General features: G+C 45.2%; 7 protein-coding genes. All 7 read right to left on the reverse strand.

The features are described from left to right. Nucleotides 1–2: 2 nt before the first annotated feature. A complete protein-coding gene (gene essA, locus MKX80_RS17520; RefSeq protein ID WP_154999173.1) occupies nt 3–491 on the reverse strand; it encodes a type VII secretion protein EssA in 489 nt (162 codons plus the stop codon). Next, entirely contained in the window at nt 481–3,597 is a 3,117-nt protein-coding gene (gene esaA, locus MKX80_RS17525) for a type VII secretion protein EsaA (RefSeq protein WP_268343092.1), read from the reverse strand. The genes essA and esaA overlap by 11 nt, the downstream gene beginning before the upstream one ends. Next, nucleotides 3,594–8,078 carry a type VII secretion protein EssC gene (essC, locus tag MKX80_RS17530; protein WP_268343093.1) on the reverse strand — a complete coding sequence of 1,495 codons (4,485 nt, stop codon included), beginning with the start codon at nt 8,076–8,078 and terminating at the stop codon, nt 3,594–3,596. The genes esaA and essC overlap by 4 nt, the downstream gene beginning before the upstream one ends. A 36-nt stretch (nt 8,079–8,114) precedes the next feature. Beyond that, nucleotides 8,115–9,431 carry a type VII secretion protein EssB gene (gene essB / locus MKX80_RS17535; protein WP_234112231.1) on the reverse strand — a complete coding sequence of 439 codons (1,317 nt, stop codon included), beginning with the start codon at nt 9,429–9,431 and terminating at the stop codon, nt 8,115–8,117. Nucleotides 9,432–9,445: 14 nt separating this feature from the next. After that, a complete protein-coding gene (locus MKX80_RS17540) occupies nt 9,446–9,685 on the reverse strand; it encodes an EsaB/YukD family protein (RefSeq protein WP_020452810.1) in 240 nt (79 codons plus the stop codon). Nucleotides 9,686–9,765: 80 nt separating this feature from the next. Beyond that, nucleotides 9,766–10,062, reverse strand: coding sequence for a WXG100 family type VII secretion target (locus MKX80_RS17545; protein WP_003184900.1), 297 nt, complete (start codon nt 10,060–10,062; stop codon nt 9,766–9,768). Between the two features lie 332 nt (nt 10,063–10,394). After that, nucleotides 10,395–11,804, reverse strand: a complete 1,410-nt coding sequence (locus MKX80_RS17550; protein WP_154999169.1) for a sodium:alanine symporter family protein — start codon at nt 11,802–11,804, stop codon at nt 10,395–10,397. Nucleotides 11,805–11,869 lie beyond the last annotated feature (65 nt).

Consider the following 11,869-nt stretch of genomic DNA (forward strand, 5'->3'; position numbering starts at 1 on the left):
TCCTATTTTTTCTGCTGGCCGCTGACTTTCGGAATCAAAAAGAACAGACCGGCGATGCAAAGGAGAATCAGCAGACCGTACAAGATAGGCAGGAAGATGGATTGCCGGCCTTCCGCAGAGTCATCTTCCCGTCCCGATAAGGACGGATTTGCCGAGAATGACAGGTCAAGCTGTTTCAGCTTTGACGCCACGGAATTGCTTTCATTCGTGAAGCTTCCGGACAGGCTTTTCAGCTTTTCGATGGCATCTTCTTTTTTCGAATCTGTAAATGAGAATTCCTTCAGTTCTTCTGGAATTGATATTTCTTCTTTGTATTCCGTCTCTTCTTCCTGAAGGTAGTCCGTCTCGATTTTAATATCCTGCTTTTCATACTCGTTTGGCTTGACATCGACTTTATCGGTTTCGTCCGCCTTCACGATTGGAGTGAAAAGAAAGAAGGAGAGCATGACTGCCATGATCCCCTTCTTTCCCCATTTCGCATTAAGCATCATGGTCAGTCTCGCTTTCTTCTGTTCTTGATTTTGCAAAATCGACAATAAAAGGAACAGCAATCGCGATGATCGTGATTAAAATTAATGCTCCGATTCCGAGTGCAAACTGGCTTCCAGTTCCGTACTGAATCGACATATATACGGTTGATACCGGATTGTTAAAGCTGAAGTTCGGCATCGCCAAGTCAAGCAGCGGCGCTACATAGAACAGCACCATGGCGGCTGTTGCGATTCCGCCTGCGATCGACCCCAGCATAAACGCCGTCCGGATAATGGCTGAACTTGCGACAAGCAGCAAGATCGTAAAGACCGACCACATGACGGCCTGATCGTCGGCGAGTGAGTAAATGTTCAAACCGAACAGGCTGATCATCAGTCCGACAATGATATTCAAGATGCCGAACAGTGCACCCCTGACTAAGAGCGGAGCATTTTGATAATGGTGGCTGAAATATCCGATCAGCAAGCTCGAAAGCATCACAATCACAAGAATGACGACCGGCGGTACGTTTTGCGCTTTTGACTCTGGAACATCTCCGCTGATTTTCACCGGACTTGCCAAGTGATCGTATACATATCCGTCGTTTCCTCCGAACGCATTGCCGAGAATGCCGTACACGTCTCCGCGGATAAGCTTTGTCGTCGCGACATTTTGACCCCAGTTTGAATTCAGGGTATCCGCTTTTTTCTGAACATCGTTTACACTTTCCTGAATATTGCCCGTGTACTCGATGACGCCTGATTGCGTTTCCGACAAGGAACCGAGCATGTTAGACAGCTGCAAAATGTCATTTCCAAGCGTATCCTGCATGCTGATAACCATCGTTCCATCTGTCGCGTCTCCCTGCATGACCGCTGTTCCGGCGCCTTCCGGATTGCGCAGCTGTTCAGATACGGCATTTGCTCTGTCTGAGATGTTGCTGAGCTCATTTAGCGTTTCTGTTTGCTTTTCATCAATGAATTCTCCGTAGGTTGTTACAAAATCGGACATGCCTTTTGTGTAATCTTGAATATCCTCATTTGATAAAAGCATGTTGTTTTTAAGGTTTTCCCATTTTTCCGCTTCGGTTTCACCGACTTTAAGGACTGTATTGAGGCCGGCTTGTGTCCCGGAAATGACGCTTTCCTTAGTTGAATAATTGACCGAACCGAAAAACGTTGTTTCATAATTTGATAGTAACTTATAGTAATTGAGCAGTTGATCGACATCTCTCGTACGAATGTTAGATTCAAAAGCTTTTTTTAAGTTGCTATCTTCTGGAAGATATTTTGATACTCTCGCTTCTATATTTTGAATTTTGTTATAGATAGCATCAAAATCATCTGTTCGTTTATTTTTAAGTTCTGTAATATCATCGTTTAGATCTTTTATTTCTATCTTTAAATCCTCAATGTTTTTATTTAGTTTTGTAATTTCTCCACTCAGGTTTTCAAGCTGTTTTTTCAACTCTTCATTATGAGTGTCCTGTTTTGCACGAAGATCTTCTTCCACCTTTTCAAGCCGGGCAGCAGCTTCATTTAGCTGCTCTTTTAATTTGGCAACCTCGTCATCCGATCCTTCTGAAGGCGAAGGCTGATCATTTCCAGGGTTCTGGGTATCTCCATCTTCACCTGTTGCTTGATCATTTGTCGGATCTTCAGAATTTGATGCGTCTTGCTGTCCGTTTTCTCCAGTATCGGCTGACGGTTCTTGATTCTGATCCGGTGTCGTATTTTCAGCAGCGGAATTTTCATTCTGATCAGGAGCCGGTTCTTCGGAAGTCGGATCTTCGCCCGGGTCCGGAGTTGGTTCCTTAGCTCCACCATCGTTATCAGAAGAATCTTTTAACCCGTCCGATAATTCTTTCAGTTCAGCCGCAATGCTCTTCAATTCATCTTGCTGTTCTTGAAGATTGATTTCTAGATTGTTCGGCTGTTCTTCATCATCTTGATTATTATCCTGATCATTTTTATCCTCATCACCCGGGTCCGTGCCGTTTTGCGAATCATCTTCAGAGCCTTTCGATAGATCAGAGCGTAATGCAATTAAGTCAGGATCAAGCTTACTCAAATTCGCTTTTCTTGTTTCAGCCTGATAATTATCTATCAACTTATTTTGGATAGAATTAATCCCATTCAGTTGGATTGAAATCTGATCCTCCCTCGTTTTTTGCAGGTTTTCAAGAGAGGTAGAAGTCAAGCTAAACTGGTTTTGTAAACCATTGAGCGATGTTGCCATGCCGTTCATTTGTTCGCTGAAGCGGCTTTGGGCGCTGGCTTGTTTATCTTTGATAGATGTCAGGCCGTCTTGAATTTGCTTTTCACTGTCCGCTTGTGCAGCCTGAAGCAGTTCCGACTGCTTTTCTTGATATTGTTTGTACTGATTGACGTTGTCGACGAAGCTGTCCAGTTGTTTTTTGGATTCTTCGACGCTTGCGTGGCGCTCTTTTGATGTGCCTTCTGTTTCATTGATCGACTCTTTCAGTCTGTCGATCATCTCTTTTTGTCTTTCTACTTCGCCCGCTAAATTGTTGGAGCTCGGCTTGTAAAAATTGTACATCGCGTTTTGGAACTCTGATTCTTTATTTACGATGCTGTCAAACTCTTTTCTGACCTTTTTGACTCCCTGTTTGACAAAGCGCCAGTACAGGGAAGACATTTTTTTGCTCACCGTTTTTTGCGCGTCCTGAAGCTCGCGCTGGACTTTTTCCTTGTTGACGGCGTCGAGCTGGTCCTGAATTTTGAACTCCAGCTCTGCTTTTTGCGGACGCTCATGGTTGTAGCTTAAAATGTTTTGCGAAAAGTCCGACGGAATGTAGACAATCGCATCGTATTGCTTCTCCGCAAGTCCGCTTTCTGCTGCGCTCCGGTTGACGACCGTCCATTTATAGTCCGGACGGTCAACCAGGGAAGCCGAGATTTCGTTCCCCAGGAGCGCATCTTGATCAACGGTCCCGTCATCTTTCAAAATGCCGGTATCCTCATTGACGACTGCGATTTCCCTTGTCGCGTTCGATACCTTTTTCGTCGGGTTCTCACCGATGAAATGAAAGAACAAGACGGGCAGCAAGATGATCGTGACAATGGCGCTGATAATTTTCAGCGTGCTTTTTTGTTGTTCCGTCATTTCGCTTTCTTCCTTTCTACAGCACATAAAGGAATTTGAATTTTCCTCTCTTTGCCGTTTTCAACGATATAGCCAAAGCCCGGCAGAATCTCCGGCTCCTGGCGTTCATATGGGAGCTGAATCAAGTTCTGCTCGGATTTTTTCATCAATAGCATCGCGTGTCTGACCTGCTTGACTTCGCTTGTCAGGGAATCATAGCCTTTTGTGAACTCGCTGTGATTTCCGGAAGGTATAAAATGGAAACCTAAATGGGCGTAAGATTTCATGAACATCGCCATTTTGTCCTGAATCGATGCGTCGATTGTCTGCTGGAATCGTGAAATTCCGTCGACAATAAAGACCATCGGTGAAAAATCAAGGTTGGCGATTTCGCCTTGTTTAACAGCTTCCAAATACATCGCTTCTCTTGTCCGGCAAATTTCTTCCGTCTCAGCCAGCCAGAGCATAATGTCGTCTTTTGTTTCAAGATAGCTGATTTGATCCTCTGTCGCATATTGAGAAAGCCCTCTGTCTATCGAATCAAACACGGCAATTTTTTTCGTGTCATGATCAAGCAGGTGCTCGAGCATGATCTTGATGACGTTTGTTTTTCCGCGCTGTGTCTGACCCATGATGAGACAGTGCTTATTTTTCTCAAGGTTAAAGTATACGGGTTCGACTGATTCTTCATCGAGCCCCATTGGAATAAGGCCTCTTTCAGGCTGAAGCGGATAATCTCTCACAAACTGCGTGACGGAAAGCTCGAGCGGCAGCATCGGCACAGGCGCCGGCTTTCTCATGCCTTCCGAGCGTTCTGCGATCGCCTGAATGTCGGCTTTGATCCCTTCAAACAGCTCGATATCGTTGTCTGCTTCCACAGGCATAAACATTTGTGCGAAGTATTGGTTTTCTTTATTGATAATGACGCGTCCAGGGATCGGTTCAAGGCTGAATTCCGGCCTTCCGATAATCGAATATGCTTCAGACTGATCCATCAGATAGTGGACAACCCTCGTTTTCAGGTTGTTCAAGAGCGACTGTCTGATCGCATTGACCCTTGTCGCGGTCAGGATTAAATAAATTCCAAGCGACTGGCCGTCGCGTGAAAACTGGATAAATTCACTTTCGAGTTCATGCATTTCATCTTTAATGATGTCAAAGTTGTCGACCGTTATGAAAATAAACGGCAGCTTTTCCTCATTCAGCGCATTGTACATCTTGATATGGCTGATTTCTTTTGCACGGAAGAGATTTTTCCTGTGCTCGATTTCCGCCTTGATCCGAACCATAAATTTCTCGATTTTTCTCGTTTGGTCCATCAGGAAATAATCCGCGGTATGCGGAAGCCTTGCAAGCGGAAGCAGCGTTCCGTTGCCAAAGTCGAAAATGTAGTAATGCAATTCTTCCGGCGTATACTGTTCGGCAAAGCTCATCATGAACGTCGTGGCGGTCAGGGATTTTCCGTAGCCTGACGAGCCGACGATGCCGATATTGCCGTCTTCCATCATGCGATAGCTGATCGGCTCCTGGCTTTGCTTTTCAGGTTCGTCGATATAGGCAAAATTAAAGGCATCTGCTTCCTCCGACGGGTAGCGCGTTTTAGGTATACGCTCTTCAAGCGGCGGCAGCCAAGGGCTCGGAAGCTTCTCGATTCCCATTTCATCTTGAATCCGTTCAATTTGTTCGACGACGGCGGAAATTTCCGTCACGGCCTCTTTTTTCGCAGTATGATCGGCATCAACGTCTGACAAAGGAATTAATCCGGTGTCTGTAACGATCGCCACTTCATCCTCTGTGCCGTAGCCATCCTCCATGTAAGGGGCCCCGCTCCATGCAGACTGGAACAGTTCATACACCTCATTATTGCCGACTTGCAAATAACCGCGGCCCGTTACCGTGATGGTAGCCGCATCCCCGTTTTTAAGGATTTCTTTACTGTCATTCGCATCCTGCACCTTCAAGGCAACCTTGAATCTGGAGTTGCTCCAAATCTGGTCATCGATGATGCCGCCCGGTTTTTGCGTCGCCAAGATTAAGTGCACCCCGAGGCTTCGGCCGATCCTTGCCGCGCTGACAAGCTCGCGGATAAATTCCGGCTCTTCGCTTTTCAGCTCGGCAAATTCGTCTGAAATTAAGAAAAGGTGCGGCATCGCCGTTTTCGCTTTTTTCTGTTTGTAAAGCTTTGTATAGTCATTGATATGGTTGACTTTGTACTGATCAAAGAGCCGCTGCCTTTTCTTCAGCTCGCTCTTAATGGACGCAAGCGCCCGGTTGCTGAAGTTCTTGCTGCCTTCAATGTTAGTAATCGTTCCGAGCAAATGCGGAATGTTCCGGAACGGCTGCGCCATTCCGCCCCCTTTGTAGTCGATTAACAAAAATGCGACTTCATGCGGGTGGAAGTGAACTGCCAAAGACAAAATATAAGTCTGTAAAAATTCACTTTTACCCGAACCGGTCGTTCCGGCAAGCAGCCCGTGGGGGCCGTGCGCTTTTTCGTGAAGATTTAAATAAACTATGTCGTCTTTTCCTTTATAGCCGATCGGCACGGCCAATGATTTGGCCGATTCGCTTGTCATCCATTTTTGACCGATTCCGATGTCATCGACTTCCTTCACTTGGAACAGTTCGAGAAACGATACGGTATCAGGAATCGAATTCGTCATGCCAGTCTGGTGATCAAGCGTTCTCAGCGTCCGGGAAAACAGTTCGTTGTCTTCCCTGTTGTGGTGATCCAACTGAAACGGGATCTGAACGGCTTTCTTTTGTTTGATCAGAATGTCGCCTTCTTGTTCAGTAATATAACGAACAAGGGTATGAATGTTTTCGGACAGGCTTTCTTTCGTCTCTGCCGCAACGATTGTCGACACTCCGAGGTTTTTCTGCTTGCCTTCCAAATATTCCAAAATGACGTGTTCTGCGATGAGCTGCTGATTTGTGATGATAAACACAAAGTGCGGCTTGTACAAAGTTTTCTTTTTGTTTTCATCTAAATCCCGTTCTCTCAAAATCTCATATATGCTTGAAAGGAGCTGATCTCTCGTCTGTTCGTTGTAAATAAACCCTTTCGCATAAATATGAGGCATCTGAAAATGCGGAAGCCACTTCATCCATTCCCATTCTTGATACTCGGCTTCGTCAAAAATGAAGACAAAGCGCAAATCATGATAGCTGTGGAAAAATGCGAGCTGGCCGACAAGCTGATGAATTTCATTTTTGACGACGGACAATTTTCCGACGACGCCCATCGGGCCTTCGGCGAGATTCACGGTGATCGGCGCATTTTTCAGCTCTCTGTAGACCTCTTCCATTTTTTGCGTTTGTTCAAGGAGATGGTCTGTATCGCGATTGGCCAAATCTCCACCGTTCAAATTGATTTGGTACGAAGATGCAACGTTTCCCGTTCCAAGGCGGATTTGCAGGAAATCGGCGCTTTCAATCGATTTTTCCCAAATTCGTCCGCTGATCTCCTTTGTTAAATATTTCATCCTCTCAAATGTAGGAAAATGGAAATCAAGGACGAACTTTTGTCTTTCTGCTAGTTCATGCAGCTCTTTCTTTTTGTTTTCAAGGTAAAGGGTGTAGACCCGCTCTCTTTTTTCTTCCCTTTTTTTACGCTGATTTTTGTCGCGGAAGTACTGCACGGTTGACGTAATCAGCGTCATCATAAACATTGCAAGGGAGACGATGATAAAGATCCCCCGCGGCTGAATGAGCGCCACGATCCCCATGACGAGCAGCATGACGAGCGGAGGCAGAATCATCAGCCATAAGCCTCTGTTGTCTCCGTCGCTTTCCTGTGCCGGGAAGCTGAAGGATACTTTTTCGTCCGGCAGATCGTAAATCATTCTCGGCGGCCTGCGGTATTGCGGATATTTATTTTTTGTCTCGGAGCTCGGCTTGAGAATGTTCTCCAAAGACGTATCATACTGCCCGAACCCCTCGATTTCCAAGAGGTCATCTTCAACGATGCGAAGAATATTCAGTCCAAATGCGATTTCGTCTCCATTTTGCACGGATACCGAAGCGGACACTTCTTCTCCGTTCAAATAAATTTTGGCGCCATTCGGCAGGACATTCCATTGCCCGTCGAGGCGGATGAAGGAAAACGTACCTTTTTCTCCAAAGAATGAATCCGTTTCATTGAAATAAACATCCGCTTCTTGCTCGAGGGAAGAAATGACGACTTCCTGCCTCTCTCCCAAATAGTAGGCGGGAACACTGTCGGATTCTTCGGCTAAAAAGAGCGTCAGCTGTTCAGCACCGCTTTGGACGGACGCCTTTCCGCCAAGCTTTAAAGAAGAGACAGCCTCCCCTCCCAGCTGCACGTTGAAAGCGTCTGAGTCCTTCTGCTTTTCCAGTACTACCGGGCCTTTTTCAAACGAAAAATGCTTGATCGTGACAGAATGTTTCAAATCCGGCCCGATTGTGAGCGTGCGGCTGTTCTGATCATCCAGTTTTATTTTTTGATAGTTTTTATGATAAAAAATCCATAACAGACTCATTTCTCCGCCTCCTGCCAACAACAGGTGTTTTCGCTTTTATTTATCATCTTTTTTCTTTTTGTCTTCCTTTTCTTTATTTTCTTTTTTCGCCTGCTCTTGCTCAGCCTTCTCCTTTTCAGCCTTTGCAGCCTCTACGTCCGCCTGGTTTTGCTCGGTGTTTGCCTGCTGGTTTTCTTCAGCTTTAGCCTTCTGTTCATCTGCTGTCCGCTTCAATTCTTCAAGTTCTTTTTCAAGCGGTTCCAGCTGTTTCTGCCTCTCATCACTGGACAATTTATCATCGGCTTTAATGTCATCTGTATATTTCATAAGTGCCAACATGATCTGTGCATTGTTTTCCAGCTTGCGAGCCGTCTCAAGCGCTTCTTTATTGTCGCCGCGTCCGATTTGAATCCAGTAAAGGAAGTTATTCGGATCGACTTGAAGCGTCAGGCTCTTCATAGCATCTTCCTGTAAATCCGCTTCCTTCAGTACATTGTCAACGATGATATACGAATAAGCCAGCTGATATTGAACAGAATCAGGCATCTCGCCGGCATCATATTTATCAAGCGTACTGATGACTTTGCTGTACTGTTTATTTAAGAAGTAGCGGTTGCTTTCGATAAACGCCTGCTGTTTCGGCTGTGCGAAGAATAATGAGTAGAAGGAAAATAAAACAGCCGGTATTAAGCATAAAATAAGTCCTAACCCTATGTACCTTTGAATCTTCCATTTCTTCTTCGGAAGATGAACAAGCGTTTTTTCTTCGGCATCCAGTTCATCGATCCTCTTTTGAATGACGGCTTTCAAGTCGCCGTACGTCCCGCTTGTGATGATGTCTTTTACTTGATCTGAAAACTTGATGGTTTCGCTGTATTTTAAATACTCTTCAAAAGTAAATTGTCCGTCGACAGCAAGCGCAGCTGCGGCTTTCACTTCATTGAAAAGTCTTTCTTCGTCGTGTTCATATGGCGGAATGCTTTCTTTCACTCCATAATGTAAAAATTTGGGTGTTAATCCTTTATCAAAAACGATGTTTTCAGGCGCAGCGATCAGGTGCAGCCTTTTAATTGAATGTTCTTCAACGGCTTTCACGAGCTGGTACGCAAAAAGCCATTTGCTTTTTTTATTTTTTCCTTTTATATAACGAAATTCTTTATATTCGGAAGGAGGCTGAATCAAAATTTGGACTTCATCATCGGTCATGACGGTTTCTTTATTAAAGGAAGGATCGACTTCTTTAATGACGTTTGCTTCCAAGCCGTTCACAAGATTGATCTTTTCTCTTTGAAAACGAAAGATATATGCACCGTCTTCTTTCGTCATGACGGCCTCTAATTGGTCTTCGAGATACGTTTTCTTTTTCTCTGCCATTCATCCAGATCCTTTCATAATATTTCCAGGCGGTCACCTGTCGTAATTCCGCATTGCGATAATGTATATTCGCCTGAAAAAACGGCATCTTTATTTGTCACCCTTACCCAGTAGCCTTCCCGGGGAGGTACCGGTATGCTTTTGGCTTGCCACGCGATGTCGATTACCTTTTTAACAGAATGGTAATCCGACAGCCTGAGGTCAAAGGCGCTGCCGTCGTAATGTTTTAAATCGATGGTAATGTCAACATACACCAGTTCATCACCTCTCAATAGAAAAAGCGCCGTCATCTTCTTTTGAATTAGGCGCTTCTCTCATTCTTCTAATCTGTAAATTAGCCGCGGATTTGGCTAGCGATGTCTTGGTCAGTGCTTTCAAGAGTGTTAGCAGTCTGATGAAGCTGTTTAGAAACGTCGCTTAGAAGTTCAGCCATTTTAATAAAAGAAGGTCTTAGCTCTTGGTATTGCTCTGAGAACGCACGGCTTGATTCACCTTCCCACATATCTTGAAGCTGGTTGATCATTTGATCAAGGCGCTGATTGACCTGCTCAGTCACATCTCCGCTTTCTTTTTGATATCTGTCAGCCATTTGCCGCAGTTCAGCCGGCGTAACACGAATGATTCCTGACATATTCCTTATACCTCCTGCGCTATTCGCCCTAGATATGGGCTAAATAACTTATTTTTTTGAACGCTTTTATTATAAAAACAAGATTGAGGCACAGTCAAACAAATCTGTTGTTATTTTACAAAATGAGTCTAAAGGTTTATCATTCCTCTATTTCCACCCGGCAAAAATTATAGAAATCTAGTAAAAATATCTCAATTTTCTTCTTTCGGAACATTTGAATCAAATGACATGGTTACATATACCTATTTGAATCTGAAGCGTTTCCATAGGATAAAGGAAGGATTGCATAAGCGCAAAAAAGCCCGCCTCTAAGAGAGGCAGACTTGTCTCGATCAGCCCGCTTTCAAGCCGGCTGACTTTTGTTTTTCCTTATTATAGTGGTGCAAAAAGAAATCGTCAGTTTCCGCCCGAATGACTTTCCATAAGAGCACAAGGGCGATCAAGTTCGGGATCATCATTAATGCGTTCGCCATGTCGGCAAAAGCCCATACAGTATTCAGACTTGCGACTGCACCGTAATATGCAGCAATGACATAAACGACACGGTAAACCGGCACCCATTTTAAACCAACTAAATATTCCAGACATTTTTCTCCATATACATACCAACCAACAATAGTGGAGTAGCCAAAGAAAATCACCGAAAAGGTCACGATGTATTTGCCCGTGGCTCCCAGTGAAGAAGCAAACGCTGCGTTTGTCAGCGCGCCGGCGTCAAGCGATGTATCGTGGGCAACACCAGAAAGCAGACCGCCTGAAGGATCCCAGAATCCCGTGATAATGAGGACGAGCCCTGTCATTGTACAAACGATCAATGTGACGATGAAAGTTCCTGTCATCGCAACCAAAGCGGCCTTGACGGGGTGATCGGATTTCGCGTTTCCTGCGATCAAAGCAGCGGTACCAAGACCCGCTTCATTTGAAAAGATTCCTTTCGACATTCCATTTCTGATCGCCTCAGACACGACCACACCGGTAAAGCCCCCAGCGGCTGACACCGGGTTGAAGGCGTGATAAAAAATCAGCTGGAACGCCGGAATGATTTGATCATAATGAAGGAAAATAATGATTAGTGATCCGCTGATATAAAGAATTGCCATGACCGGCACAAAAATGCTCGCAACCGTGCTGACACGCTGAAAACCGCCAAAGATGATCGCAGCCGTCAATACCGCGAGCACAAGGCCGATGATCCAGCCGGGAATCCCGAAGCTGTGTGTGACGACTTCCGAAATCGTGTTAGACTGGACGGAATCCCCGATTCCAAAAGAGGCAAGCACACCTGACAATGCAAATAAAACGGCAAGCGGCTTCCACTTCTTCCCGAGCCCTTTTTCGACATAGTACATCGGCCCGCCCGAATATTCGCCCCGCTCATTTTTGACGCGGTATTTCGTGGCGAGCAATGCTTCGCTGTATTTCGTAGCCATCCCTAAAAGACCGACGAGCCACATCCAAAACAAAGCCCCCGGACCTCCAACCGTAATCGCCGTGGCTACACCGGCAATATTCCCGTTTCCGATCGTTCCGGCAAGCGTCGTCATCAGCGCCTTAAAATTGCTGACATCGCCGTCTGCTCCGGCTGATTCTTTTTCTTTCCCGAATGCAAGTTTGAATGCATATATCAATCTTTTAAATTGAAGCCCCCGGAGGATGAACGTCAGAAATAAACCGGTTCCCACAAGCAGAATGATGCCCGGGACTCCCCATAAAAAGCCGTTGATTTTCTCTAGAATCGCCAATGTTTCCTACTCCTCTTATTTCAGAATAATTAAATTAGGTGTAATAGATCGCCGTGTTTATGAAA

Source organism: Bacillus sp. FSL K6-0972 (assembly GCF_037976035.1).
GTDB classification, from domain to species: domain Bacteria; phylum Bacillota; class Bacilli; order Bacillales; family Bacillaceae; genus Bacillus; species Bacillus haynesii.

Bases quoted from the DNA above. Each gene is read 5' to 3' on its own strand.
- esaA (WP_268343092.1), bottom strand. From the start codon at position 3,597: ATGACGGAACAACAAAAAAGCACGCTGAAAATTATCAGCGCCATTGTC.
- essC (WP_268343093.1), bottom strand. From the start codon at position 8,078: ATGAGTCTGTTATGGATTTTTTATCATAAAAACTATCAAAAAATAAAA.
- essA (WP_154999173.1), bottom strand. From the start codon at position 491: ATGATGCTTAATGCGAAATGGGGAAAGAAGGGGATCATGGCAGTCATG.
- essB (WP_234112231.1), bottom strand. From the start codon at position 9,431: ATGGCAGAGAAAAAGAAAACGTATCTCGAAGACCAATTAGAGGCCGTC.
- MKX80_RS17545 (WP_003184900.1), bottom strand. From the start codon at position 10,062: ATGTCAGGAATCATTCGTGTTACGCCGGCTGAACTGCGGCAAATGGCT.